Source organism: Streptomyces sp. NPDC001927, assembly GCF_053594455.1.
The window spans coordinates 207,965-233,929 of the sequence record NZ_JBSFEN010000004.1; the positions used below are offsets into that span (position 1 = coordinate 207,965).

General features: G+C 72.7%; 24 protein-coding genes. 5 read left to right on the plus strand and 19 right to left on the minus strand.

Annotation, left to right across the window (positions count from 1 at the left end):
• The first annotated feature begins 28 nt into the window (after nucleotides 1-28).
• Complete coding sequence (locus ACWCO8_RS11485; protein ID WP_451032072.1) at nucleotides 29-1,888, plus strand: serine/threonine-protein kinase; 1,860 nt, start codon at nucleotides 29-31, stop codon at nucleotides 1,886-1,888.
• Here the strand turns inward: ACWCO8_RS11485 and ACWCO8_RS11490 are convergent.
• Nucleotides 1,885-2,775 (minus strand): LysR family transcriptional regulator, encoded by an 891-nt coding sequence (locus ACWCO8_RS11490; RefSeq protein WP_451032073.1) that lies wholly within the window; start codon nucleotides 2,773-2,775, stop codon nucleotides 1,885-1,887. The genes ACWCO8_RS11485 and ACWCO8_RS11490 overlap by 4 nt on opposite strands.
• Before the next feature lie 95 nt (nucleotides 2,776-2,870).
• On the opposite strand from ACWCO8_RS11490, the gene ACWCO8_RS11495 reads away from it, so the two are divergent.
• Nucleotides 2,871-3,701 carry an oxidoreductase gene (locus ACWCO8_RS11495; protein WP_451032074.1) on the plus strand — a complete coding sequence of 277 codons (831 nt, stop codon included), beginning with the start codon at nucleotides 2,871-2,873 and terminating at the stop codon, nucleotides 3,699-3,701.
• Nucleotides 3,702-3,805: 104 nt separating this feature from the next.
• Here ACWCO8_RS11495 and ACWCO8_RS11500 read toward each other — a convergent pair whose 3' ends face one another.
• Nucleotides 3,806-5,089 (minus strand): adenylosuccinate synthase, encoded by a 1,284-nt coding sequence (locus tag ACWCO8_RS11500; RefSeq protein ID WP_189832055.1) that lies wholly within the window; start codon nucleotides 5,087-5,089, stop codon nucleotides 3,806-3,808.
• A gap of 142 nt (nucleotides 5,090-5,231) precedes the next feature.
• On the opposite strand from ACWCO8_RS11500, the gene ACWCO8_RS11505 reads away from it, so the two are divergent.
• Nucleotides 5,232-6,044 carry a diacylglycerol kinase gene (locus ACWCO8_RS11505; protein ID WP_451032075.1) on the plus strand — a complete coding sequence of 271 codons (813 nt, stop codon included), beginning with the start codon at nucleotides 5,232-5,234 and terminating at the stop codon, nucleotides 6,042-6,044.
• Nucleotides 6,045-6,099: 55 nt separating this feature from the next.
• On the opposite strand, the gene ACWCO8_RS11510 is transcribed toward ACWCO8_RS11505, so the two are convergent.
• Complete coding sequence (locus tag ACWCO8_RS11510) at nucleotides 6,100-6,603, minus strand: GbsR/MarR family transcriptional regulator (RefSeq protein WP_451032076.1); 504 nt, start codon at nucleotides 6,601-6,603, stop codon at nucleotides 6,100-6,102.
• Between the two features lie 62 nt (nucleotides 6,604-6,665).
• On the opposite strand from ACWCO8_RS11510, the gene ACWCO8_RS11515 reads away from it, so the two are divergent.
• Nucleotides 6,666-7,565 carry an ABC transporter ATP-binding protein gene (locus tag ACWCO8_RS11515; RefSeq protein WP_451032077.1) on the plus strand — a complete coding sequence of 300 codons (900 nt, stop codon included), beginning with the start codon at nucleotides 6,666-6,668 and terminating at the stop codon, nucleotides 7,563-7,565.
• Entirely contained in the window at nucleotides 7,562-9,139 is a 1,578-nt protein-coding gene (locus ACWCO8_RS11520) for an ABC transporter permease (protein WP_451032078.1), read from the plus strand. The genes ACWCO8_RS11515 and ACWCO8_RS11520 overlap by 4 nt, the downstream gene beginning before the upstream one ends.
• A 43-nt stretch (nucleotides 9,140-9,182) precedes the next feature.
• Here ACWCO8_RS11520 and ACWCO8_RS11525 read toward each other — a convergent pair whose 3' ends face one another.
• From ACWCO8_RS11525 to ACWCO8_RS11600, 16 genes are all read right to left on the minus strand, one after another.
• The gene (locus ACWCO8_RS11525; RefSeq protein WP_451032079.1) at nucleotides 9,183-10,385 is read right to left on the minus strand and encodes a cytochrome P450; all 1,203 of its coding nucleotides are present in this window, start codon (nucleotides 10,383-10,385) and stop codon (nucleotides 9,183-9,185) included.
• A gap of 39 nt (nucleotides 10,386-10,424) precedes the next feature.
• Nucleotides 10,425-11,084, minus strand: a complete 660-nt coding sequence (locus tag ACWCO8_RS11530; protein WP_451032080.1) for a response regulator — start codon at nucleotides 11,082-11,084, stop codon at nucleotides 10,425-10,427.
• The gene (locus tag ACWCO8_RS11535; RefSeq protein WP_451032081.1) at nucleotides 11,081-12,385 is read right to left on the minus strand and encodes a sensor histidine kinase; all 1,305 of its coding nucleotides are present in this window, start codon (nucleotides 12,383-12,385) and stop codon (nucleotides 11,081-11,083) included. Before ACWCO8_RS11535 ends, ACWCO8_RS11530 begins: the two co-directional genes overlap by 4 nt.
• A gap of 117 nt (nucleotides 12,386-12,502) precedes the next feature.
• Nucleotides 12,503-13,372 carry an alpha/beta hydrolase family protein gene (locus tag ACWCO8_RS11540; protein WP_362005849.1) on the minus strand — a complete coding sequence of 290 codons (870 nt, stop codon included), beginning with the start codon at nucleotides 13,370-13,372 and terminating at the stop codon, nucleotides 12,503-12,505.
• Between the two features lie 103 nt (nucleotides 13,373-13,475).
• Nucleotides 13,476-14,705 carry a kynureninase gene (gene kynU, locus ACWCO8_RS11545; RefSeq protein ID WP_451032082.1) on the minus strand — a complete coding sequence of 410 codons (1,230 nt, stop codon included), beginning with the start codon at nucleotides 14,703-14,705 and terminating at the stop codon, nucleotides 13,476-13,478.
• Entirely contained in the window at nucleotides 14,698-15,546 is an 849-nt protein-coding gene (locus tag ACWCO8_RS11550; RefSeq protein WP_362005844.1) for a tryptophan 2,3-dioxygenase family protein, read from the minus strand. Before ACWCO8_RS11550 ends, kynU begins: the two co-directional genes overlap by 8 nt.
• Before the next feature lie 112 nt (nucleotides 15,547-15,658).
• Nucleotides 15,659-16,543 (minus strand): DUF3152 domain-containing protein, encoded by an 885-nt coding sequence (locus ACWCO8_RS11555; protein WP_451032083.1) that lies wholly within the window; start codon nucleotides 16,541-16,543, stop codon nucleotides 15,659-15,661.
• A 217-nt stretch (nucleotides 16,544-16,760) separates the two neighbouring features.
• Nucleotides 16,761-17,174 carry a DUF3151 domain-containing protein gene (locus ACWCO8_RS11560; protein WP_362005839.1) on the minus strand — a complete coding sequence of 138 codons (414 nt, stop codon included), beginning with the start codon at nucleotides 17,172-17,174 and terminating at the stop codon, nucleotides 16,761-16,763.
• 25 nt (nucleotides 17,175-17,199) lie between these two features.
• Nucleotides 17,200-18,651, minus strand: coding sequence for an MFS transporter (locus tag ACWCO8_RS11565; protein WP_451032084.1), 1,452 nt, complete (start codon nucleotides 18,649-18,651; stop codon nucleotides 17,200-17,202).
• Nucleotides 18,652-18,722: 71 nt separating this feature from the next.
• Nucleotides 18,723-19,895 (minus strand): MalY/PatB family protein, encoded by a 1,173-nt coding sequence (locus ACWCO8_RS11570; protein ID WP_451032085.1) that lies wholly within the window; start codon nucleotides 19,893-19,895, stop codon nucleotides 18,723-18,725.
• Nucleotides 19,896-19,977: 82 nt separating this feature from the next.
• Entirely contained in the window at nucleotides 19,978-21,000 is a 1,023-nt protein-coding gene (fbaA, locus tag ACWCO8_RS11575; RefSeq protein WP_362005831.1) for a class II fructose-bisphosphate aldolase, read from the minus strand.
• A 250-nt stretch (nucleotides 21,001-21,250) separates the two neighbouring features.
• Nucleotides 21,251-21,799 carry an orotate phosphoribosyltransferase gene (pyrE, locus tag ACWCO8_RS11580; protein ID WP_315894058.1) on the minus strand — a complete coding sequence of 183 codons (549 nt, stop codon included), beginning with the start codon at nucleotides 21,797-21,799 and terminating at the stop codon, nucleotides 21,251-21,253.
• Nucleotides 21,800-21,824: 25 nt separating this feature from the next.
• Complete coding sequence (locus ACWCO8_RS11585) at nucleotides 21,825-22,625, minus strand: aldose epimerase family protein (RefSeq protein WP_451032086.1); 801 nt, start codon at nucleotides 22,623-22,625, stop codon at nucleotides 21,825-21,827.
• A 20-nt stretch (nucleotides 22,626-22,645) separates the two neighbouring features.
• A complete protein-coding gene (locus tag ACWCO8_RS11590; protein WP_451032087.1) occupies nucleotides 22,646-23,551 on the minus strand; it encodes an SRPBCC domain-containing protein in 906 nt (301 codons plus the stop codon).
• Between the two features lie 51 nt (nucleotides 23,552-23,602).
• Nucleotides 23,603-25,357, minus strand: a complete 1,755-nt coding sequence (locus ACWCO8_RS11595) for a polyamine aminopropyltransferase (RefSeq protein WP_451032088.1) — start codon at nucleotides 25,355-25,357, stop codon at nucleotides 23,603-23,605.
• A gap of 75 nt (nucleotides 25,358-25,432) precedes the next feature.
• A complete protein-coding gene (locus tag ACWCO8_RS11600) occupies nucleotides 25,433-25,951 on the minus strand; it encodes a DUF2617 family protein (protein ID WP_384503076.1) in 519 nt (172 codons plus the stop codon).
• Nucleotides 25,952-25,965 lie beyond the last annotated feature (14 nt).

Sequence of the window (25,965 nt, forward strand, 5' to 3'; positions counted from 1 at the left end):
GTCGGAGGGTCTGGCATCCTCTTCGGTCGTGGAGCCTTTGAACGCGGAAGACCCGGTCAGCATCGGTCCGTTCCGTCTGCTCGGCCGGCTGGGCGCCGGCGGGATGGGCCGGGTGTTCCTGGCGCGCTCGTCGGGCGGCCGGACGGTCGCGGTGAAGGTGGTGCACGCGGAGCTGGCGGCGCAGGACGAGTTCCGGCGCCGGTTCGCCCGGGAGGTCGCCGCCCTCGAGCGGGTCGGCGGGACGGGGACGACTCCGGTCCTCGGCTCGGACACGGGGGCGGAGGCGCCCTGGGTGGCCGTCGGCTACGTCCCCGGGCCTTCGCTGCGGACCGTGGTGGGCGAGGAGTTCGGGCCGCTGCCGCCCGCGACGGTACGCACGCTGGCGGCCGGGGTCGCCCGCGCGCTCACCCATGTGCACACCGCGGGGCTCGTCCACCGCGACCTCAAGCCGGGGAACGTGCTGCTGACCGTCGACGGGCCGCGCCTCATCGACTTCGGCATCGCGCGGGCCGTGGAGACCGTCACGGACGGCGGGCTCACCAGCACCGGCGCACTGGTCGGCTCGCCCGGCTTCATGTCGCCCGAGCAGGTGCGGGGCGAGAAGCTGACGCCCGCGTCCGACGTCTTCTGCCTGGGCTCGGTCCTCGTCTACGCGGCGACCGGCCGCTCCCCGTTCGGTACGGCGGACAGCGGCGTCCACGCCACGATGTTCCGCATCGCGCACGACGAGCCGGACCTGACGGACCTGCCGGCCGAGCTGAGCGGCCTGGTCCGGGCCTGCCTCGCCAAGGACCCGGCGCGGCGCCCCTCGGCCGCCGAGCTGGTCGAGACGATCACGGTCGCCGACCCGTGGCTCCCGGCGGACGTCCTGACCCGGCTCGGCCGGCACGCGGCGCGGATCCTGGAGGCGGAGGCGACGCCGACGGCCGCGTCTTCCCCTGCGGGTCCGGGCGACGACACTCCCGTACCGCCGACTCCCCCGAAACCGTCTCGCCGCCGCCGTACCGGCCTGCTCGCCGCCGCCACCGCCCTCGTCGTGGCGGCGGCGGCCGGCCTCACGTACGCCTACTGGCCCGACGCGGGCGCCGGGGAGGACGGCGGCAAGAACAGGGCCGGGGGCCGGACCGTGAGCGGGACCCCGCGCCCGTCGGGGATCGTGCCCGGCGCGTTCCTGGGCGCCTGGGAGGGCGTGCTGCGCGGCTCGGTGGACAGCCCGAGGGACGCGGCGCGGATCGAGATCGGCCAGGGGGCGGCGGGCGCGAAGGTCGCCGTCTACACGCGGACGTCGGAGGAGCAGATGTGCATGGGCCGCTCGCGGCTCGTCTCCGCCGACGAGGACAAGGTGGTCCTCGGCGAGTCCGACGTCACCACGAGCGTCCCCTCCCAGCGGTGCACCCCGCTCGCCCACCAGACCCTGACCCTGCGCTCCCCCGACGTCCTGGAGTGGTCCTCGGGCGCGGCGAAGGCCACCTTCCGCAAGGCGCGCACGGGCACGGCGATCGTCCCGGCGTCGTACGTCGGCTCCTGGAAGATGGAGAACGACCCGCTGATCTACGGCGAGAACGTCGACCGCTACTCCGACGAGGTCACGATCACCCAGGGCCCCATCGGCGCGCCCGTCCTGCGGATGCAGCGCAGCTTCCCCCGCCTCGACGACGAGGGCGGCCTGACGGCGGACACGGTGACCTGCACCTTCACCTCCCTCCTCGCCGCCGCGGGCCCGCCGCTCGTCATCGCCCCGGGCACGGCGGACGTGGACGCCTCGGACCGCGACTGCGAACGCGTGGGCACGGGCGGCTATGTGACGGTCGACCGCTTCAAGGGGCGCGAGCGGCTGCTGGTCCACCCGATGCTGGACGGGGAGCCGGGGGAGTACTACCGGCGTTAGTGCCCGGCCGCCGCCCGGGCGTAGTCCTGGACCACGCGGCGGTCGTCGTCCGTGCGCCAGGCGAGGGCGAAGCTCGTCGGGGCGAGGCCTTCGACGGGGCGGACCACGACCCCGCCCCGGGTGAGCAGGGGCGCGTTCCCCTCGGCCACCAGGCAGATGCCGAGGCCGCCGACGAGCGACTCGTACGTCTCGTCCGCGCTGGCGATCTCGCCGCCGATCACCGGGGGCCGGCCGCCCCGGGCGTCCAGGGCCAGCCAGTGGTCGCGGAGTTCGGGGGTGGCGGCGGGCAGGGCGAGGAACGGTTCGTCGAGGAGGTCGGCGAAGTCGAGGCGCTCGCGGGCGGCCAGCGGGTGGGTCTCGGGCAGGGCGGCCAGGCGGGGCTCGGTGGCCACGACGACCCAGCGGTAGCGCTCGGCGTCCGCCAGGGGGAGCCAGACGAAGGCGACGTCGCTCGACCCGTTCGCGAGGCCCGCCGAGGGGTCCTCCCAGCCCACCTGGCGCAGCTTCAGCCGGACCTCCGGGTGGGCGGCGGTGAACCGGGAGCGGATCGCGGGCAGCAGGCCGCCCCGGCCGGGGCTCGTGGACATGCCGACGACGAGCGTGGCGTTCCCGGCCTCCCGTGCGCTCCGTACCGCCGCCTCGGCCCGCTCCCACGCGGCGAGGACCTCCCGGGCGTGCGGCAGCAGCGCGGTACCGACGGGGGTGAGGCGGACGCCGTGGCGGTCGCGGTCGAAGAGCGGAGCGCCGAGCTGCCGCTCCAGGGCCCGGATCTGCTTGCTGAGCGCGGGCTGGGAGACGTACAGGGCCTCGGCGGCGCGGGTGAAGTGGAGCTGATCGGCGACGGCGACGAAGTAGCGGAGATCCCGACCGTGAACGTCCATAACCATGGGTTATCACGACAGGTCTTGGACCGGCAACGGGCGCCCGGCGCAGGCTGGACCTGTCGAAGGACGAGGGCAAGCGGGAACGAGGGAGTACGGACATGAGCAAGGTCTGGCTGATCACGGGCGCCAACAGCGGCTTCGGGCGCGCCTTCACCGAGGCGGCCGTGGCCGCCGGGGATGTGGTCGTCGCCGCCGCGCGCCGGGTCGCGACCCTGGACGACCTGGTCGCCGCCCACCCCGACCAGATCGACGCCGTCGCCCTGGACGTCACGGACCCGGTCGCGATCGAGGCCGTCGTGGCGGACGTCGTCGAGCGCCACGGCCGTGTCGACGTGCTCGTCAACAACGCGGGCCGCACCCACGTCGGCTCGGTCGAGGAGACCGGCGACGCGGAGCTGCGCTCGCTCTTCGACGTCCACGTCTTCGGCCCCGCCGCGCTGACGCGCGCGGTCCTGCCGCACATGCGGGCCCGCCGCTCGGGGGCGATCGTGCAGCTCAGCAGCGTGGGCGGGCAGATGTCGATGGCCAGCTTCGGTGCGTACAGCGCGACGAAGTTCGCCCTGGAGGGCCTGTCGGAGGCGCTCGCGGCCGAGGTGCGCCCGCTGGGCATCGACGTCCTGATCGTCGAGCCGGGGGCGTTCCGCACGGAGCTCTTCGGCAACCGCAGCCTGAGCGCGGACGGGATCGCGGACTACGCGGACACGGTCGGTGCGACGCGTACGTACGTGGAGACGAGCGGCGGCACGCAGCCGGGCGACCGGGCGAAGGCCGCGGCGGCCGTGCTCGCGGCGCTCGACGCGGAGGAGACCCCGCTGCGGCTCGCGCTCGGCGACGACTCGATCGACACGATCCTGGGGCACCTGGAGCAGGTCAGGGAGGACCTGGTGGCGTGGGAGAAGGTGGGCCGGGACACGAAGCTGGACGTGTAGACGGGGATGTCGTCTGACGCGCGTGTGGGCCCGCACCCCGGGGGACGGGGTGCGGGCCCACACGTGCGTCGTGTTCCTACAGGCGTGTTCCTACAGGCGTGTTCCTACAGGAACGAGTTGATCTCGATCGTCTCGGTCCGGCCGGGGCCGACGCCGATCGCGGAGATCGGGGCGCCCGACATCTCCTCCAGGGCCTTCACGTACGCCTGCGCGTTCTTCGGCAGGTCGGCGAAGGTCTTGGCCTTGGTGATGTCCTCGGACCAGCCCGGCAGCATCTCGTAGATCGGCTTCGCGTGGTGGAAGTCGGTCTGCGAGTACGGCAGCTCCTCGACGCGCTTGCCGTCGATCTCGTACGCGACGCAGACCGGGATCTGCTCCCAGCCCGTCAGCACGTCGAGCTTGGTGAGGAAGAAGTCCGTCAGGCCGTTGACCCGGGTCGCGTACCGCGCGATGACCGCGTCGAACCAGCCGCAGCGACGGTCACGGCCGGTGGTGACACCGCGCTCGCCACCGATGCGGCGCAGCGCCTCGCCGTCCGCGTCGAAGAGCTCCGTCGGGAACGGGCCGGCGCCGACACGGGTCGTGTACGCCTTGAGGATGCCGATGACCCGGCTGATCTTCGTCGGGCCCACGCCGGCGCCGGTGCAGGCGCCGCCCGCGGTCGGGTTCGAGGAGGTGACGAAGGGGTACGTGCCGTGGTCGACGTCCAGAAGCGTGCCCTGGCCGCCCTCGAAGAGCACGACCTTGTCCTCGTCCAGCGCGTTGTTGAGGATCAGGGTGGTATCGGCGACGAACGGCTTGATCTGCTCCGCGTACTGGAGCATCTCCTCGACGATCTGGGCGGCGTCGATCGCGCGGCGGTTGTAGAGCTTGGCGAGCAGCTGGTTCTTGCCCTCGAGCGCCGCCTCGACCTTCTGGATCAGGATCGACTCGTCGTACAGGTCCTGGACCCGGATGCCGACGCGGTTGATCTTGTCGGCGTAGGTCGGGCCGATGCCGCGGCCCGTCGTGCCGATCTTGCGCTTGCCGAGGAACCGTTCCGTCACCTTGTCGAGGGTGACGTTGTACGGGGTGATCAGGTGCGCGTTGCCGCTGATCAGGAGCTTCGACGTGTCGACGCCTCGCTCGTTCAGTCCGCTCAGCTCGGAGAGCAGGACAGCCGGGTCGACGACGACTCCGTTACCGATCACCGGGGTGCACCCCGGGGAGAGGATTCCGGAAGGGAGAAGATGCAGCGCGTACTTCTGGTCGCCGACGACGACGGTGTGGCCGGCGTTGTTGCCGCCCTGGTAACGCACTACATAGTCAACGGATCCACCGAGGAGATCGGTGGCCTTTCCCTTGCCCTCGTCACCCCACTGAGCACCGAGCAGCACAAGTGCGGGCACAGGCGTACACCCCTTCCGGGTGGGGCATGTCCAAGGTCAGGGGCCGAGGCCGCCTCACCGGTGTGCCCCGGAATAGACGAAGCCCCTGGCGCAATAGCGCAAGGGGCTCTTGCACAAAGATGCTACCCGAGGAAGGACCGAGGTGTCGGCTCACGACCAGCTGCTGGTGGTCATCGACCCGGTCGCCCGCCGAAGTGACGGCGAGTCCGTACGGATCGCGAAAGATGTGTTGTGTGCGGGGGCAGAGGCGAAAATCTGCCTTCCGGACAGCCCGGAGGAATTCTCCCGGGCCCTTGCCCGGCGCGGCTCACGGCGCCCGGTGGTGGTCGGCGACGACCGCACGCTGCTACGCACGGTGACGCTGCTGCACCGTGAGCGTGAGCTCGCGGGCGCGGCGCTGTCGCTCGTGCCGATCGGCGCGCCGGGCTCGCTGGAAGTGGCGTACGCCCTCGGCGTGCCGCCGGGCACGGTCGCGGCGGCGCGGGCGGTGCTCGACGGGGTGCCGCGCCGGCTCGACCTGCTCGTCGACGACAGCGACGGGGTCGTGCTCGGCGACCTGAGAATCCCGGCCGGCCGGGGCCCGACCGTGCCCGCGCCGGCCCCGCCGACCGTCTGGGACACCTGCCGCTCCCTGGTCCGCACCCTGGTCCGCCCGGACCCGGCACACGCCGCACCCCGCGTCCACCGGCTGCGGGTGGAGGCGGACGGCGTGCTGCTCAGCGACGTGGGCGCGCCGGTGGAGGGCGTGAGCGTACGGTCCCTCGCGGGCCTGGCCGCGATCACGATCCAGCCCCCGTCCGCCCCACCCGTCCACGCCGACGCCCACACCCTGACGGTCTCGGGCCCGGACTTCCGCTACCGCGCGGACACCGTGATCTCTGGCCCGGTCCGCCGCCGGACCTGGACGGTCCGGGAGGGCGCGTGGGAGCTGACGCTGCCGAAGGCGAAGGCCTGAGTCGTCAGGCGTCGGGCGTCAGGCGTTTCGGGCCTCAGACGTCAGGCGTCGGGCGTCAGGCCTCCTGGCCGCCCTTCGCCGCCTTCCGCACCCGCCAGCGGTCCAGCATGCTCAGCATCTCGCTCTGGAGGAACTCGAAGAACTCCGCCGTCTCCCCCGTCCTGCGGCCCGCCGCCGTGTTCGGGCCGAGGATCTCCGAGCCGTCGCGGAGGACCTTCTCCCAGCGGGTCAGGATCGCGTCGCGGCGGGTCATGGTCTCGTACCAGACCTCGTTGTGGAGGACGTAGCGGTCGCGGCGGGAGCCGGGGTCGCGTTCGCGGCTGACCATGCCGACCTGGCTGAGGTAGCGGATCGCGCCGGAGACGGCCGCCGGGCTGATCTGGAGCTGTTCGGCGAGTTCCGCGGAGGTCATCGACGCGGTCTCGGAGGCCAGCAGGGCCGCGAAGACCCTCGCCGCCATGCGCTGCATCCCCGCTTCGGTGAGTTCGGCGGCGAAGCGTTCCACGAATCGGGACACGGCCGCATCGTCGCCCGCGCTGGGCGTCGTCATCTCGCTCATCCCCCAACTTTATACGCTTCGTTAACTTCACAAGTTTGTGAAAGTAGCGTACGTTCTGAAGCATGACGAAGGCAATCACGGTGGCCGGACTGCACAAGTCCTTCGGCCGTACCCACGCGCTCGACGGGCTCGACCTCGCGGTCGAGACCGGTGAGGTCCATGGCTTCCTCGGCCCGAACGGCTCCGGCAAGTCGACGACCATCCGCGTCCTCCTCGGGCTGCTGCGCGCCGACTCCGGCGCCGCCCAGCTCCTCGGCAAGGACCCGTGGCGCGACGCCGTCGAGCTGCACCGCAGGATCGCGTACGTCCCCGGTGACGTGACGCTCTGGCGCAACCTCTCCGGCGGCGAGGTCATCGACCTCTACGGACGACTGCGCGGCGGCCTCGACAAGGCCCGGCGGGCCGATCTGATCGAGCGGTTCGAGCTCGACCCGACGAAGAAGGGCCGGACCTACTCCAAGGGCAACCGCCAGAAGGTCGCCCTCGTCGCCGCCTTCGCCTCCGACGTCGATCTGCTCATCCTCGACGAGCCCACCAGCGGCCTCGACCCCCTGATGGAGGAGGTCTTCCAGCGCTGCGTCGCCGAGGAGCGGGAGCGCGGCCGCACGATCCTGCTCTCCTCGCACATCCTCAGCGAGGTCGAGACCCTCTGCGACCGGGTCAGCATCATCCGCAAGGGGCAGACGGTGGAGAGCGGTTCGCTCACCGAGCTGCGCCACCTCACCCGTACGAGCGTCAGCGCCGAGCTCGCCGGCGCGCCCAACGGGCTCGCCCACCTCCCCGGCGTCCACGACCTGGACGTCCAGGGACTGAGGGTGCGGCTCCAGGTCGACACCGACAAGCTCGACGCCGTGCTCCGGTCGCTCACCGAGTCCGGTGTGCGCTCGCTGACCAGTACCCCGCCCACCCTGGAGGAGCTCTTCCTCCGGCACTACGCCACCGATGAGGCGACCGCGCGATGAGCACCCTCACTCTCGCGGGCACCCGCCCGCTCACCCGGCTCGCGCTCCGCCGCGACCGGCTGATGATGCCGATCTGGGTCCTCGTCACCGGCGGCATGGTCGCCAGCGGCGTCGGCTCCCTGAAGGGCCTCTACGGCACCCAGGAGGCCCGCGCCGAGCTGGCCGCGTCGATGACCGCCAACAGCTCGATGCGCTCGCTGTACGGACCGGTCTTCGACGACTCCCTCGGCGGGCTCGTGGCCTGGCGGTTCGGCACCTTCGCGGCCGTGCTCGCCGCCGTGATGAGCCTGATCATCGTCGTACGGCACACCAGGGAAGAGGAGGAGACGGGGCGTCAGGAGATGCTCTCCTCCGCCGTGGTGGGCCGCCGCGCCCCGCTGACCGCCGCGCTGCTCGCGGCGCTGCTCGCCAACGCGGGCGTCGCGCTCGTGATCACGGCCGGGCTCGCGGGGCAGGGCGCGGGCGGGGCGCTCGCGCTCGGCCTCGCGGTGGGCGGCACGGGCATGCTCTTCGCCACGATGGCCGCGATCGTCGCCCAGCTGACGGAGAGCGCGCGCCTCGCCAAGGGCCTGACCTCCGCCGTCCTCGGTCTCGCCTTCGTGCTGCGCGCGGCGGGCGACGCGGGGAACGCCGACGGCGACTCCGTCCTGACCTGGCTCTCCCCGATCGGCTGGGCGGAGAACGTCCGCGCCTTCGCAGGCGAGCGCTGGTGGGTGCTGCTCCTGATCGCCGTGGCCGTGCTCGTCCAGACGGCGGTGGCGTACGAGCTGGCGAGCAGGCGCGACGTGGGCATGAGCTTCCTGCCGACCCGTCCGGGTCCGGCGGTGGGCCGGCTCGCCACGGCCGGGGCGCTGGCCTGGCGACTTCAGCGCGGGACCGTGCTCGGCTGGTCGCTCGGCTTCCTGCTCGGCGGTCTGGTCTTCGGCGGGATGGTCTCGGGGGCGGCCGACATCGTCGGCGACAACGAGCAGGCGCGGGAGATCTTCGAGCGGATGGGCGGTCAGAGCGGTCTGACCAACGCCTTCCTCGCGACGATGGTCGGCCTGTTCGGGATGATCGCCGCGCTGTACGCGGTCGGTTCGGTGCTGCGGCCGCACGGCGAGGAGACCTCGGGGCGGGCGGAGCCCATCCTTGCCAACGCCGTGGGCCGGGTCGCCTGGGCGGCCGGCCACCTGGTGATCGCCTTCGCGGGAGCCGCCCTGATCATGCTCCTGAGCGGCCTCGGCCTGTACCTCTCGTACGGCAAGGACCTCGGCCCGATCCTGGGCGCCTCGCTCGCCCAGCTCCCCGCGATCTGGACCCTGGCGGGTCTCGCGGTCCTGCTGTGGGGCGCCTTCCCGAAGGCGGCCGTGGCCGGGTGGGGCGTGGCGGGCCTGTCCCTGGCGCTCGGCTGGATCGGCCGGGCCCTGGACCTGCCCCAGGCCGTGCTGAACCTGTCGCCCTTCGGCCACCTGCCGAAGCTGCCCGGCCAGGAGATGGCCTGGGGGCCCGTCCTGACCCTGACACTGGTGGCGGCGGCCCTGACGGCGACGGGCCTGTGGCGCCTGCGGCAGCGGGACCTGATCACCGCGTGAAACCGAGAGGGCCCCGTTTCCGGGGCCCTCCTCGTTTCAGCTCCTACAGCTCCACCAGAAGCTCCGGTACGCCCCTGATGACGTACCCCGGGTTCCACTCGGGTTCCGCCGCCAGGCGGAGGGTCGGCGCCTGGTCCAGCACCTCCGCGAAGAGGGTCGTCAGCTCCAGGCGGGCCAGCGGGGCGCCCAGGCAGTAGTGGATGCCCGCCCCGAAGGTGATGTGCGGGTTCTCCGTACGGGACAGGTCCAGGACGTCCGGGTCGGCGAAGCGGGCCGGGTCGCGGTTGGCGGAGCCGAAGAGGAGCGCGACCTCCGAGCCGCGCGGGATCCTGACGTCACCGACCTCGATGTCGTCGAGGACCCACCGCTCGAACATCTGCAGAGGCGTGTCGTAGCGGAGGACCTCCTCCACAGCTGTGGACAACAGTCCGGCCGGATCCGCGCGCAGCGCCGACAGCTGCTCCGGGTGGCGCAGAAGCGTCCACCAGCCGTTCACGGTCGTGTTGACGGTCGCCTCGTGCCCCGCGTTCAGGAGCAGCACGCACGTGGAGACCATCTCCTGCTCCGTGAGCTCCTCGACCCCCACGAGGGCCGAGATCAGGTCCTCGCCCGGGTCCTTCCGGCGGCGCGCGATCAGCTCCCGCAGGTACGCCGAGAAGTCGAGCGACGCCCGCACCGCCCGCCGGGCCGTCTCCTCCGAGGGGTTCAGCTCGAACATCCCGCAGATGTCGGCCGACCACGGCCGCAGCATCCGCCGCTCCTCGTCCTCCTCCGGCACCCCGAGCATCTCCGCGATCACGGCGACCGGGAGGGGTTCGGCGACATCGGCGAGGAGGTCGCCGCCGCCGCGCGCGACCAGGCCGCCGACCAGCTCCGCCGCCAGCCTCCGTACCGTCGGCGCCAGGTTCTCCACGGTGCGCGGGGTGAACGCCTTCGACACGAGACGGCGGATCCGCGTGTGGTCCGCCGCCTCCAGGTCGAGCAGCCCGTGGTCGTTGAGCGTGTGGAACGGCTCGTGCGCGGCCGGCGGGGCCGTGCGCCCGAACTCCTCGTGCGTGAAGCGGTGCGTGTACGTGCGGCCCAGGCGCCGGTCCCGCAGCAGCGCCGAGACGTCCTCGTAGTGCGGGATCAGCCACTGCCGGGTCGGGCCGTACCAGTGCGCCCGGCCCGCCGCCCGCAGCTCGGCGTAGGCGGGGTACGGGTCCGCGATGAACCCCGGCGACCAGGGGTCGAAGGAAGCGTCCATGGCCGGAACCTACCGGCACACCCGTCGGCCGACTACCCGCTACCCGCCGACCTGCACCAGTCTCGCCTCGTACGCGAAGACCGCCGCCTGCGTCCGGTCGCGCAGCCCCAGCTTCACCAGGATCCGGCTCACATGCGTCTTGATCGTCGACTCGGCGACCACCAGATGGTCGGCGATCTCCGCGTTCGACAGGCCCTGCGCGATCAGCACCAGGACCTCCGTCTCCCGCTCGGTCAACTCGCCCACCTGTGCCATCGCCGGCACCTTCGGCGTCTCCGCCGCCCGCGCGAACTCGGTGATCAGCCGCTTCGTCACGGTCGGCGCCAGCAGCGCCTCTCCGGCCGCCACGACCCGTACACCGTCGGCCAGTTGCCGGGCCGAGGCGTCCTTCAGGAGGAAGCCGGAGGCTCCGGCGCGCAGCGCCTGGTACACGTACTCGTCGAGGTCGAAGGTCGTCAGGACCAGCACCTTCGCGTCGGCGTCCGCCGCGACGATCTCGCGGGTCGCCTCGATGCCGTTCAGCTCCGGCATACGGATGTCCATCAGGACGACGTCCGGGCGCAGGGCCGCGACCTGGGCGATGGCCTCGCGTCCGTTGACCGCCTCGCCGACGACCTCGATGTCCGGCATCGCGCCGAGCAGCACCGAGAATCCCTCGCGGACCATCATCTGGTCGTCGACGATCAGTACCCGGATCACTGGTCCGTCTCCTCGCGGGTCACGGGGACGAACGCCGTGACCTCGAAACCGCCGTCCTCGGTCGGTTCGGCCGTCATCTCGCCGTTCAGCATCGTCACCCGCTCGCGCATCCCGGTGAGCCCGTGACCGGCCCCGGGGGAAGGCTTCACGAGTCCCCTCGCCGGCCCGTTGACGATCCGCAGGCCGAGGCCGCCGAGGACGTACGAGACCTCCACCTTCGCCGCCGCGCCCGGCGCGTGCCGCAGCACGTTGGAGAGCGCCTCCTGGATGATCCGGTACGCCGAGAGCTCCACGCCCTGCGGCAGCTCACGGACCGATCCTGTGACGGTCTTCTCGACGTCGAGCCCGGCCTCGCGGACGTTGCCGACGAGCCCGTCGAGGTCGGCGAGGGTGGGCTGCGGGGCGTCGGGGGCCTCGTAGTCCTCGGCCCGTACGACTCCGAGAACGCGGCGCAGCTCGGTCAGGGCGGCCACCGCGTTCTCGCGGATGGTGACGAAGGCCTGCTCCAGCTCCGGCGGCGGGTTCTCGACCCGGTAGGGCGCGGCCTCGGCCTGGATGGCGACCACCGACATGTGGTGGGCGACGACGTCGTGGAGCTCGCGGGCGATCGTGGTGCGCTCCTCGAGGAGGGTCCGCTTGGAGCGCTCCACGGCCGTGACCGACTGCTGGGCGGTGACGGTCTTCTCCGCCTCGCGGCGGACCTGGACGACGGTCACGAAGAGCAGCGCGAGCGCGGAGGGGAAGAGGACCGCGAAGGCGTCGGGTCCGGAGCCCCGGGCGAGAAGGCCGGTGGCGAAGAAGGCGTACACGGCCGAGACCGCCCACATCCAGGCGGCGGTACGGGGGCGGGTACGGGCGGCCACCACGATCATGACCGCCACGTGGGCCGCGCCCGAGGTCGCGCCCCACGGCCAGCCGTCGCCGTACGAACCGAGGGCGCTGATGAACGGCGTCGTGGCCAGCGACGCCCAGAACGCGAGGACCGGGCGGACCAGGGTCAGCAGCACGACCAGGGCGGGCAGGCCCGCGAAGGCCATGACGACGAGGTCGTTGCCGTAGATGACGGTCGTCCCCACGGCGAAGAGGAAGAACGCGAAGGAGACCACGATCGCGTGCGGGGTCCAGCGGGCCTTCTCGCGTATCCGGCGCGGGAGGCGCCGGGTCAGCGGTCCGTCGACCGACATGGGGGGCAGCGGCCGGTACTCGAACGCGTTGTGGAAGAGGTCCTGGCGCAGCCCGCCGAGCGCGCCCTGGGCCAGGCGGAACTCGGGGCTGCGGCTCGTTTCACGGGTGTCTGTCACGTCAGCAACGGTACGGGGGACGACGGACGCGGGTCGTCCCCACGACGGCGGATCCTGCCGCGTCCGTCCCAGGTACTACACGGCCCCGCGCGGCCCCTCCGGGGCGCCGTGGGCTGCTCAGAACGCGAGCTGGGCGATCTCCTCCGCCACCACCGCGCAGGCGTCGGCCGCCGGGTCGATCAGGGGGAAGTGGCCGACGTCCGGGAGGAGCGTGAGGCCGACCGTCTCGCCCGCCTTCGCCGCCGCCTCCACATAGGCGTCGGCCACCTCCTGCGGGACGACGACGTCGTCGCGGCCCTGGACGACCGCGGTCGCGATCCCGGTCGGCAGCAGCAGGGCCGGGTCGGCGTGCCGGGCCCGTACGTCGAACTCGCCCTCGCCGCCCAGGAATTCGGTCACCGCCCCGCCGCACACGCCGAGCTCCACGGCCCGGTCGAAGTGCGCGATCGGGGCGAGGGCCACGACCCCGCGCAGCGCGGGCGGCGCGGGCAGGCGCCAGGGCGCGTCGGGGGCGAGGACGTGCCGGGCGGCCGCCCAGAGGGCGAGGTGGCCGCCGGCGGAGTGGCCGGTGAGCACGATCCGGCGCGGGTCCGCCTGCGGCAGGTGCTCGGCCGCCAGCTTCGGTACGGCGTCCAGGGCGGCGGCCACGTCGTCGAAGGTGTCCGGCCAGCGGCCGGCGACCGGTCCCGTACCGCCCTGCCGGGGGAGGGCGCCGCCGCGCCGGTACTCGACGTTGGCGACGGCGAACCCCCGGCGGGCCAGAAAGTCCACGAACGGGGTGAGGTGCTGCCGGTCGTACGGCGCCCGCCAGGCACCACCGTGCAGCGCGACGACGAGCGGCGCCCGCTGCCGGCCGTCGCGCGGCGCGTAGAAGTCGACGACCTGGTCGGGGTGATCGCCGTACGCTGCGGACGCGTCCGGGGCGACGGCCGGGTGCGAGAACGCCGACGCTTCTTCGGCGGCGTCGCGCGCGGCGGGGTCCGGCATGCTGTTCCAACCTCTCGGGGACGGGGCCGAATTGGCCTGACCTGCGGGGACCGTATCAGCACTGACGCCCCCACAGATCAAGCGATCATCCGACCGTCCGACCTCAGCTGTCGAGGTGCGGAGCCGATGCCTCCGCCGGGATCTCGGCCAGGACCTCCGCCAGGATCCGGGCCGCCCGCTCCGCGTCCGCGAAGCCGACGTACAGCGGCGTGAAGCCGAACCGGAGCACGTCCGGGCGGCGCAGGTCGCCCACCACCCCGCGCCGGATCAGCTCCGCCATGACGGCGGGCGCCTCGGCGCACCGCAGCGCGACCTGGCTGCCGCGCTCGCCGTGCGCCCGGGGCGTGACGGACACGACCCGGCCGGCCGTTACGTACGCGGCCACGCACTCCTCGAAGAAGTCCGTCAGGGCGAGCGACTTGGCCCGTACGTCCTCGACGGCGACGCCGTCCCAGACGTCAAGGGCCGACTCCAGGGCCAGCATGGACAGGATGTCGGGCGTACCGACCCGGCCCCGCACCACGCCCTCGGCCGCCGTGTAGCCCGGGGTCATCCCGAACGGGTCGACGTGCGAGTTCCAGCCGGGCAGCGGGGAGTCGAAGGCCGCCTGGTGCCGCTCGGCGACGTACAGGTACGCGGGCGAACCGGGGCCGCCGTTGAGGTACTTGTACGTGCAGCCGACCGCCAGGTCGACCCCGTGCTCCTCCAGGCCGACGGGGAGCGCGCCCGCGCTGTGGCACAGGTCCCAGATCGCGAGGGCGCCCGCCTCGTGCAGCGCGGCCGTGATCCCGGGCAGGTCGTGGAGGCGACCCGTCCGGTAGTCGACGTGGTTGACGAGCGCGGCCGCGGTGCGCGGTCCCGCCGCGTCCGCGATCTCCGCGGGCGCGACCGGCACGATCCTGCGGCCGGTCATCCGGGCCGCCGACTGCGCGATGTACCCGTCCGTGGGAAACGTCGTCGCGTCGACGAGGATCTCGTCCCGGTCGTCCGTGCTCAGCCGGGTCGCGGCGACGACCGCCTTGAAGACGTTCACGCTGGTCGAGTCGCCGACCACGATCCGGCCGGGGGCGGCGCCGACGAGCGGGGCGATCCGGTCGCCGATCCGCTCGGGCGCGGTCCACCAGCCGCTCTCGTCCCAGGAGCGGATCCGCAGCCGGCCCCACTCGCGGGTGATGACGTCGGCCATCCGGTCGGGCACGTGCGCGGGCAGGGCGCCCAGCGAGTTGCCGTCGAGGTAGACCGTCTCCTCGTCCAGGACGAACTTCTCGCGGAGCTTGGCCAGCGGGTCGTCCAGATCCCTGCGGAGCGCGTTCTCGCGCAAGGTCTCAGACATGGCTGCGGGCCGTCCACAGCTCGGGGAAGACGTTCTTCTGCGCCCGCTTCTCCAGCCACGCCACGCCCGCCGAGCCGCCGGTGCCCGTCTTGGAGCCCATGGCCCGCCGGGTGGCGACGAGGTGGTCGTTGCGCCATCGCCAGACCAGTTCGGCGACGTCGCTGAGCGCCTCGCCCAGACGGACGAGCTCGGCGTTCTGGTCGGCGTCCGCGTATATCCCGGCCCAGACCTTCTCGACCTCGGGGGACGGCTCGTACTTCTTCGCCAGGTCACGGCCGAGGACGGACTGCGGCACGGGCAGCCCGCGCCGGGCGAGGAGCCTGAGGACCTCGTCGTACAGGCTGGGCTCCTGGAGCGCCTTCTCCAGCTCGGCGTGGACCCGGGGCGCCCCGCGGTGCGGGACCAGCATCGACGCGGACTTCTCGCCGAGCAGGAACTCCATCCGGCGGTACATCGCCGACTGGAAGCCGGAGCCCTCACCGAGGGCCGCGCGGTAGGAGTTGAACTGCGCGGGGGTGAGCTGGGCCAGCGGCCGCCAGGAGTGGTTCAGGGCCTCCAGCTCGCGCACGGAGCGCTTGAGCGCGTCCATCGCGACGGGGATGCGGTCCTCGCGCAGGGCGCGGCTCGCGGTCTCCCACTCGTGCACGATGACGGTGAACCACAGCTCCATGACCTGGGTGGTGACCAGGAAGACCATCTCGCCCGGGTCGTCGGAGCGGAGGTGCTGGAGGTGGGTGAGTACATCCGCCTGTACGTAGTCCTCGTACGGCGTCGTGCCCGCGAAGTCGAGGTTCGGTGCGTCGACCGATCCGGCTCCGGAGGCATCGGGGAAGGTGGACATTGCTGTCTCCTCGATACGCAACTACCGGGTAGCGGTCCGCTCCTTCCGTGAGAGAAAGCGAGCCCCGGTCCCCTCGGGGCCGCACGCTTCGTCGCACGCGGTCCCCTGCGCATCATGGCACGATCGGGCCCTCGATGTAGCTCCCGTCTTCGTCATACGGATATGCGTTCGAACGGCAGCCCTTGAGCCCCTTGATCTGCTGCATCATCACCGGCGCGAGCTTCCCCGCACCCGGACAGGTCATGTGGGTCCGGAGGCCGATCTCGTGCCCGACCTCGTGGTTGATGATCAGATGCCGGTACTCGGCGGGGGTCCCGGTGAACGTCGGCGAGCCCAGCAACCAGCGCTTCAGGTTCACCACGACGCCCTGGGTGGTCTCGCAGTTCAGCTCCCCGCGGGTGTTGAGGCCCACGGCGAGACAGAGCCGGTCGGCGGTCGTCGGGGTGGCGATCCGGATGACGAAGTCGGCGTTCTCGGTGACCAGCTGGAACCGGCCCCGGCCGTGCGCGGCCCAGCCGCGCGGGTGGGCCAGGATCCGCTCGATCTCGGCGGCCGCCTCGGCGGCGGAGACGTCGATGCCGTCCTCCACCTGGACGCGGTAGCGGCGCAGGGTGCCGCCGGTGCCGACGGGCGCGCCGGAGGACCCGGCCGACTCGAACGTGCCGGGGCCGCTCTCGGGCACCTTCGGCTGGGGCTTCGGCTTGGGCGGCGGCTTCGGCTTGGCGGTGGTCCGCGCCGGGGTCGGGGTGGTGGCCTTGGGCGTGGTGGGGGCGGCCGTGGTCGGCTCGGGGGTCAGGCTTTCGGCGGCCTTGGTGTCGGCGTCGCTCGGGCCGGTGTCCCCGGCGCCGTTGTAGTGGGCGAGGGCGGCGCCGCCGCCGAGGGCGAGCGTGGCGAGCGCGAGGGCCGGCAGGACGAGCCGGCCCAGAGGGCTGCGGCGTCGTCGGCGCCGGCTCTGACTTCGTCCCCGGCCGGTGGGTGCGGCGGCGCGCTTGCCCAAGACAGACTTCTCCCCTGCGTCGGCCGGTTGGGGGGAAGAGGGTGGGGCCTCTGCGCCGGCTGCTCTCGGTACAACGGACCGAAGGATCGTACCGGCCTCTTCGAACACCATCGAACGAAACGCGCCGCGCGACCGGGGGCCGCGCGGCGCGTCGTACGTGCGTTGTTCGTGCGTTGCACGTGGGTTGTACGTGCGTTGGTGTGCCGTACGCCGTGGGTCAGCCGAGGGTCTCGGCGGCCGTCTGCGAGGAGTCCCGCAGGAAGGTCGAGCAGCGCTCGTACTCGTCCTTCTCGCCGATCTCCCCGGCCGCGCGCGCCAGCGCGTGCAGGGCCCGCAGGAAGCCGCGGTTCGGCTCGTGCTCCCACGGCACCGGGCCGTGGCCCTTCCAGCCGCTGCGGCGCAGCGCGTCCAGGCCGCGGTGGTAGCCGGTACGGGCGTACGCGTACGACTCGACGACGCGGCCGCCCTCGAACGCCTCGTCGGCGAGCTGGGCCCAGGCCAGCGAGGACGTCGGGTACTTCGCGGCGACGTCCGCCGGCGCCGTGCCGGCCGCGAGCAGCTCGCGCGGCTCCGGATCGTCGGGCAGGTGGGTGGGGGCGGGTCCCCCCAGCAGGTTCTCGTGGATGGCCATGGGCCAAGTCTGCCTCAGCGGACCGTCACCGATCTCGCTCGGCCTTCTGTTCCCCCGGGTCCAGCGGGGGCGAGGTGACCCCGCAGTGGACCTTGCACTCGGGGTGGCAGTCCGCCTCGACGGCCGGCTTCCGCACGGTCGCCCAGGCCAGGACCGCGCCGGCCACCATCAGCCCGGCACACATCGGCATGGCCTTGCGGAACGTCTCCCCGAACTCCTCCGCCGAGCGGTACGCCTCCGGGCCCATGCCCGCGAGCGCGGGCAGGGCGGCGACCGCGAGGAGGCCGGCCGCGCGCGCCGCCGCGTTGTTGATCCCGCTGGCCAGGCCCGCCCGCGCCACGTCGACGGAGGAGAGGACGGTCGCGGTCAGCGGGGCCACCAGGGCGGTCAGGCCGAGGCCGAGCACGGCCATGGCCGGCAGCACGTCCCAGACGTACGAGGCGTCCTCGCCGACCCGCAGCATCAGGAGCATCCCGACCGCGCACAGCAGCGGCCCCACGGTCAGCGGGATCCGGGGCCCGATCTTCTCCCCCAGCTCGCCCGACTTGGCCGAGAGCAGCAGCATCAGGACGGTCGTGGGCAGCATGGCGGTCCCCGCGGCGAGCGCGGAGTAGCCGGAGACCACCTGGAGCTGGAGGGCGGCCAGGAAGAAGAAGCCGCCGAGCGCCGCGTACACGCACAGGGTCACCAGGTTGACCACGGTGAACTGGCGCGACGCGAAGATCGACGGCGGCACCATCGGCTCCTCGCGGCGCCGCTCCAGGACGACGAACGCCGCCCCGGTCAGGAGCCCGAGCCCGCCGGCCCACCACGCCTCGGCGATCAGCGCGTACGTCACGAGGGCGAGCGCGGCGGCCCCCAGGAACGCGCCGAGGACGTCGAAGCGGCCGTGGGCGGACTCGTCGCGCGACTCGGGCACGTGCCGCAGCGCGACGGGCACGCAGAGCACGGCCAGCGGCACGTTCAGCAGGAACACCCACCGCCAGCCCGGCCCGTCGACCAGCCAGCCGCCGACGAACGGCCCGATCGCCGCGCCGACCCCGCCGAAACCGGACCAGAGCCCGACAGCCTTGGCCCGGTCGTCCGGGTGGAAGCTCGCCTGGATCAGCGCGAGCGAGCCCGGGGTGAGCAGCGCGCCGCCGACGCCCTGGAGGGCGCGGGCGGCGATCAGGATCCCGGCGTTCGGCGCGAGCCCGCACAGCAGCGAGGCGGCGGCGAACCACACGATCCCGATGACGAACACCCGCCGCCGCCCGTACCGGTCCCCCAGCGCCCCGCCGAGCAGGATCAGCCCGGCGAGGGTGAGCATGTAGGCGTTGACGGTCCACTGGAGCACGGCCATGTCGGCGTCGAGGTCCTCGCCGATGTGCGGCAGGGCGACGTTGACGACGGTCGAGTCGAGCAACGCCATCCCCGAACCGAGCACGGTGGTGAACACGATCCACCGCCCGGTCCGGGAACTCAGCCGGATGTCCATGCCTGCCATGGTCCTCGCGGGGGCGGACCCGTGCACGTCAGATCGCCAGAAGCGTCAGGTCACCCGGAGCGTCAGGTCGTCCGAAGCCGCGTCGCCGCGCGTACCAGCGCGTCCACCCCCCGCTCCGCCTTCTTCCGGGGGCAGCCGACGTTCAGGCGGACGAAGCCGGGTTGGCCGTAGACCGTGCCCGGCATGATCGCGACCTTCTCGGTCTCCACCAGGTCGAGCTGGAGCACGGTGTCGTCGATGCCGAGCGGGCGCAGGTCGATCCAGGCCAGGTAGCCGGCCTCCGGGGGCGTCCAGATGACGCCCGGCAGGCCCTCCCTGAGCCGCTCCTCGACCATCCGCATCGTGCCCGCCACGTACGCCCGCAGCTCGTCCAGCCATGCACCGCCGTGCCGGTACGCGGCGATGTGGGCGGTCAGCGAGAGCACCGCCGGGGAGGCGAGGCCCTCGCCCGTCTGCATCCGGCGGATGAACTCCTCCCGCTCGTCCGGGTCGCCGATGACCCCGTACGAACCGCTCAGCGCCGGGAAATTGAAGGCCTTGGTACCGGAGGTGATCAGCGCCCACCGGCGGCCCCGGCCCGGCTCGGCGAACCGGAGCCAGGGGAGGTGGCGGTGGCCGTCGGTCACCAGGTCCGCGTGGATCTCGTCGCTGACGACCGCGACCCCGTGGCGCTCGGCGAGCCGCGCGAACTCCGCGAGCTCCTCCTCCCGCCAGACCCGCCCCGTCGGGTTGTGCGGCGAGCAGAGCAGCAGCATCCGGCTGTCCGGCCGCGCCAGCTCCGCCTCCAGCGCCCCGAGGTCCCCGACCGGTACGCCCCGCAGCTCGCGCCCCAGACCGGTGATCGCCTTGCGGAAGCCGTCGTACGTCGGGGTGTGCACGACCACCCCGTCGCCGGGCTCGGTCCACATCTGGAGGAGCTGCGAGAGCTGGCTCAGGACGGACGGCGCGTAGACCAGCGTCTCGATGTCGAGCGCGGTGTCGTGCCGGGTCGCGTACCAGTCCCGTATCGCCGCCCGGAACTCGCCGAGGCGCCAGTCGGTGTAGCCGAACACCCCGTGCTCGACCCGTTCCTTCAGCGCGCTCAAGACCTCCGACGGGGAGGCGAAGTCCATGTCGGAGATGGTGAACGGGAGCAGGTCGGAGACCCCGAAGCGGTCCGCGATGCCGTCCCACTGGACCGACCAGGTGCCCTGCCGGGCTATCTCACGGTCGAAGTCGTACCTCGTCGTCGTCACTCGGACCTCCCTGAAGGGCTGGAGACACGGAGGGCCCGGCACCACACGGGTGCCGGGCCCTCCGTCAACGGACTGACCGTGCTTACTTCAGCTTCGTGCCGGTCGAGCGCAGCGCCGCGCACGCCTCAGCCACGCGGGTGGCCATGCCGGCCTCCGCGAGCTTGCCCCAGGTGCGCGGGTCGTAGGTGGACTTCTTGCCGACCTCGCCGTCGACCTTCAGGACGCCGTCGTAGTTGCGGAACATGTGGTCCACGACCGGGCGGGTGAAGGCGTACTGGGTGTCGGTGTCGAGGTTCATCTTCACGACGCCGTTCTCCAGCGCGGTGGCGATCTCCTCGGCGGTGGAGCCGGAGCCGCCGTGGAAGACGAAGTCGAACGGGTTGGCCTTGCCGAAGCGCTCGGCGACGCCCGCCTGCAGGTCCTTGAGCAGCTCGGGGCGGAGGACGACGTTGCCCGGCTTGTAGACGCCGTGCACGTTGCCGAAGGAGGCGGCCAGCAGGTAGCGGCCCTTCTCGCCCAGGCCCAGGGCCTCGGCGGTGCGGATCGCGTCGTCGACGGTGGTGTACAGCTCGTCGTTGATCTCGTGGCTGACGCCGTCCTCCTCGCCACCGGTCGGGGTGATCTCGACCTCGAGGATGATCTTGGCGGCGGCGGCCTTGGCGAGCAGCTCCTGGCCGATGGCCAGGTTGTCGGCGAGGGTCTCGGCGGAGCCGTCCCACATGTGCGACTGGAAGAGCGGGTTCTGACCGGCCTTGACGCGCTCGGCGGAGATGTCGAGCAGCGGGCGGACGTAGCCGTCCAGCTTGTCCTTCGGGCAGTGGTCGGTGTGCAGCGCGACCGTGATGTCGTACTTGGCGGCGACGATGTGCGCGAACTCGGCCAGGGCGACGGCGCCCGTGACCATGTCCTTGTTGTGCTGGCCGCCCAGGAACTCGGCGCCACCGGTCGAGATCTGGATGATGCCGTCGCTCTCGGCCTCCGCGAAGCCACGCAGGGCGGCATGCAGGGTCTGGGAGGAGGTCACGTTGATGGCCGGGTAGGCGAACTTGCCTGCCTTCGCCCGGTCGAGCATCTCGTTGTAGACCTCGGGGGTTGCGATGGGCATTCGTCCGCTCCTTGTGATGTGCGGGTGGGTGCGTTACTGGACCCTGACCTGGGGCGACGTCATCGTCGGGGCCCATCTTTCCAGACTCTCCCCCGGACACCAGGACGAAGGGGCGGAGCGTTTCACGTGAAACACTCCGCCCCCAGTCGAATCCCCAGGTCAGGGCCGCTTCCGGGCGGTCCCGGGACCTAAGTCACGACTTCGCCTCGGTCACTCTGCGTCGACCACCCGTCGATCGCTCGGCGTCGATTCAGGCGAGACCCAGCTCGTCCAGCGCGAAGGCGTAGAGGTACGGCACGCCCGCGGTGGTGCTGATCTTCTCGCCCGCGCCCGTCGCCCGGTCCACGATCGTCGCGACCGCCACGACCTCGGCGCCGGCCGCGCGCGCCGCCTCGACGGCGGTCAGAGGGGAGCCGCCGGTGGTGGAGGTGTCCTCGACGATCAGGACCCGACGGCCCTTGATGTCCGGGCCCTCGACCTGGCGCTGCATGCCGTGGGCCTTGGCGGCCTTACGGACGACGAAGGCGTCCAGGCGCTTCCCCTGGGCGGCGGAGGCGTGCAGCATCGCCGTCGCGACCGGGTCGGCGCCGAGCGTCAGGCCGCCCACGGCGTCGAACTCCAGGTCGGCGGTCAGGTCGAGCATGACCTGACCGACGAGCGGAGAGGCGGCACCGTCCAGCGTGATCCGGCGCAGGTCGACGTAGTAGTCGGCCTCCAGACCCGAGGAGAGGGTCACCTTGCCGTGCACCACGGCCTTGTCCTTGATCTGCTGGAGCAGGTCAGCGCGTACGTCAGTCATGCTCATGAGCTTAAAGCTCATGAGCTCAGAGCCGCCGCCAGGCCCAGGTCGCCGTGATCTCCAGCGGATCGATCGGGGTCACGTAGCGCGGGAGCGTGTTCAGGCCGTTCGGGGGGCCGGACTGGGGCTCCACGCAGACCGCGGCCTCCTGCTCGTCGTAGACCACGACCCACTCGGCGCGGCTGGTCACCTTCAGCTCCAGCTGCTCCGGCCAGGTGAGCGTGGCCTCGACGCCGTCCGGCATCCCGAAGCAGTCGTCCCAGGGGCCGGGGGTGGGGCCGATCCGCCGCCCGGTGGGGAGGTGGTCCTCGCCCCGCTCCTCCTGCCACGCGGGCGTGAAGTCGAGCCGCACGGGAGCGCCGCCGTCGAGGGTCCGGTTGAACCAGGGGTGCCAGCCGGCCTGGGCCGGGAAGGAGTCGTCGTACGTCTCCACACCGAGCTGGAGCGTGAGCGCGTCCTCGGTGAGTGCGAAGGTCTGGGTGACCCGGCCGGAGTACGGCCACGGGTCCCCGAGCTCATAGGTGAACGCCGCCGTGCGCGCCCCGTCGGCGTCCGCCGTCCTGGCGGCCTTCCAGACGGTGTCGCGGCCGGTGCCGTGGATGGCGTGCGGCGGGGAGTTGAGGGGCATCTGGTGCTTCTCGCCGCCGTTGCGGAACTGGCCCAGCTCGATCCGCCCGCACCAGGGCACCATCGGGAAGCAGCCGTACCGCTCGCCCTGGCGCAGCAGCTCCCTGCCGCCGATGCGCAGGCTCTCGATCCGGCAGCCGTTGTCGGGGTTGATGGTCAACTCGGCGTCGCCCGCCGTCAGTCGCGTCTGCTTGCTCACGCCCCGACAGTAGACGGGGATCAGCGCCGGCGGCGCAGCGCCCGGCCGACGACCACCGCGGAGGCGATCGCGAGGGCCGCGGCGGGGGCGATCCAGCGCAGCGTGGCGCCCGCCGTGCTGGCCTCCGGGGCCGGGACGGGGGCGTAACGGCCGCGCGGCGGCGCGTGGTCGACCTCCTCGGCACTCCGCCCGATCATCGTCCGCCGGGCGTGCGCGGCCTCGGCGGCGGGGGGTTCGGCGGGGTACTCGACGGGCGTCTCGCCCTCGAAGTCGCCGCCCTGGAACGGGTCGAGGGAGGGCGGGGGGACGGGCGTCTCGAAGACGGACGAGGACGACGGCTCGGCCTGGTGGGGCTCGGGCTCCTCCACGCCGTCGTCGACGCCGTCGCTGTCACTGTCGGCCTCGTCGTCGAGTTCGGAGTCGAGGTCGACCTCGGCGTCGGCGGTGGGGACCACGTCCGTGCCGGAGGCCGCCTCGGCGTCCCCAGAACCTTTCTCCGCGGCCGCGGCCGCCGCCAGCGACGACGTGAACCTCTCGATCAGCCGCTGCGCCGCCGACTCCCGCGCCTCCTCCGGAAGGTCGGCGAGCCGGCCCTCCGGCTTCACCGTGCCGGTGAAGGTGAGCGTCGTCCCGTCGGCCACCGGGGTGAGCGCGATCGCCAGGGAGAGCCGTACCGAGCCCTTGCCGCGGACCTCGGTGCCCTTGCCCTCGACCGCGACGACCCCGCTCTGCTCCGCCAGCTGGAACACGCCCTGGTAGGTGATCGTGTGCCCGCCGGCGCGGATCCTCAGCCGGCCCGCGAGCGGACCCGCCTTCGCGTCGGCGTCCTGCTGGAGGCCGGGGACGCAGCGCGCCACCCGTGCGGGGTCCGTCAGGGTCTTGCGGAGAACCTCGGCCGGTACCGGAACGAACACCTCATGCTCCATGGAAGCCGAGCCTACTCAGCCCGGGCGCCGCCGTCGCCTGTTCCCGCGCCCTCAACCGCCGTAGCGCGGGTGGACCAGCGTCGACGGCGGCGGTGGGGCGGCCCGCTCGTCCCGGGTGCGCTCGACGGCCCGGGCGCCCGTCAGCAGGGCGCCGGCCGTCAGGGAGCGCAGCGGGGGCGTGTCGGCGGGGAGGGCGAGGTCGGGCGGGTAGGTGCCCGCCGCCGCCAGCAGGTACCCCCAGTCGGCCGCCCCGGCGTCCGCCGCCTCCGTGTCCGTACCGCCCGAGCGGTCCGCCCGGTCGGGGCCCGCGGCGAGGCGCGCCCCGCGGCCGTGCGCGCTGTAGGGGCGGGTCGCGAAGCCGGCCGCGCGGAGGGTGGAGTCGACGGTCCAGTACGTACGGGGGGAGGCGGCGGCCGAACCGGCGTGCACGACGAGCCGCCCGTCGTCGGCGAGGACCCGGGCGGCCAGGCCGTAGAACTCCTCCGAGTACAGCTTGGCCCCGGCCGAGATGCCCGGGTCGGGGAGGTCGGAGATCACCACGTCGTACCGCTCGCGCGGCCCGTCACCCACCCCCGCCCCGCCCGGCCTGCCCGACGCGCCTGCCCCGTCCGGCCCTGTCGTCGCCGCCTCGCGCAGCCAGCGGAAGGCGTCCGCGAAGGCGACCCGGACCCGCGGGTCGCTCAGCGCGCGGCCGTTGAGCGCGGTGATGTCCGGATGCGTGCGGGCGAGCCGGGCGACTCCGGGGTCGGCCTCCACGACGGTGACCGAGCGGACCCCGGTGTGGCGCAGCACTTCACGGGCGGCGAGGCCGTCGCCACCGCCGAGAATCAGCACGCGCGCGTGCGGCCCGTTCATCGCCGGGTGGACCAGCGATTCGTGGTACCGGGAGGCGTCCGCGCCGCCGGCCCGCAGCCGGCCGTTCACGAAGAGGTCCGGCGGGCTGCCGAGCTCCCCCGTCACGACGACCTCCTGGAGGTCGGTGCGCACGGCGACCCGCACGTTGTCCCCGTACACCGCGCGGCGCGCGGCCTCCTCGAAGTCGTCGACGAGGACGGTGGCGGTGGCGAGGACGGCCAGGACGGCCAGGTTCGTGCCGATCAGGAGCGCCCGGGACCGGCTGGTCAGGTCGCGGCGGAACAGCCACAGCACCAGTCCGCCGCCCGCCACCGCGTTCACCGCGCCGGTGACGAGCGCGCCGGTGAGCTGGCCGAGCCAGGGCAGCAGCAGGAACGGGAAGGCGAGGCCGCCGACCAGCGCGCCCACGTAGTCGGCGGCGAAGAGGTCGGCGACGGTGCCGGCCGGGTCGGCGGCGCTGTCCTTCCGTTCGGCCTCCCGCGCGCCGGGGTGGCGCGCCGAACGCGCCGACTCCGCGCGCTGGATCAGGGACATGAGGAGCGGGATCTCCGCGCCGATGAGGACGCCGATGGCGAGCGAGAACGCCACCAGGACGTACTGCGCCTCGCCCACCCAGGCGAAGGCCGCGTACAGCACGAGGGCCGAGCAGCCGCCGATCAGCGCGAGCCCGCACTCGACCAGGCCGAAGCCGACGGCGGCACGGCAGCGCAGCCGCTTGGCGAGCAGCGAGCCGACGCCCATCGCGAAGACCATCACGGAGAGCACGACCGAGGCCTGCGTGACCGAGTCGCCGATCAAGTACGAGGCAAGTGCGACCAGTTCCAGTTCGTAGACGAGACCGCAGGCGGCGCAGACGAAGACGACGACGAGGACCGGATACCGCACCGTGCTCGGCCGAACGGGCAGCCGCGTCACCCTCTTGGGTGGCATGGTCAGGGGCGGATCGATCATGTTCGTAACGCTACGTCACACATCTGTCGCCGCTTGTCACCCACACGAGTGCACCTGAGGCGTACGGGAGGCGCGTTACAGCGCGGCGGACATACGGACGCCGATCTGCGTCCGGGTGACCACCAACTGCCCTTCCTGCGGGTACGCGTGCCAGGTGCGCCACCGCACCTGGCCCTCGTGGCGCTGCGCCAGCATCGCCGTGAAGGCGTGCGGGGAGCCGGGGAACGTCCCCGCGAGGCCGTTGGGATGGTCGGCGACGAGCGCCAGCAACTCCTGGGCGCGGCCCGCGAAGGAGCCGTGGTTGAGCTTCTCGACGCGGGCGGCGAATTCGTACTCCCATCCGCCGATCCGCTTCGAGACACCCAGCGGCAGCGGCGTACTGCTGCCGGGCATACAGGCGACGGTCTCCGAACAACGGCGCTCCTCTTCCTCCAGAAGCACCTGATGGGAGGCGCCGAGCAGGCGCAACTGCAGCTTGGCGCCGGTCAGTTCGAGGTCGAGCACGGCCAGGGCGGGCAGCGGCTCGCGCCCGAGCGCCCAGGCCAGATCGGCCGCACGTGTGTCGGTATAGGAGGTTTTCAGGGTCGTGAGCATGGGTCGGCTCCGCA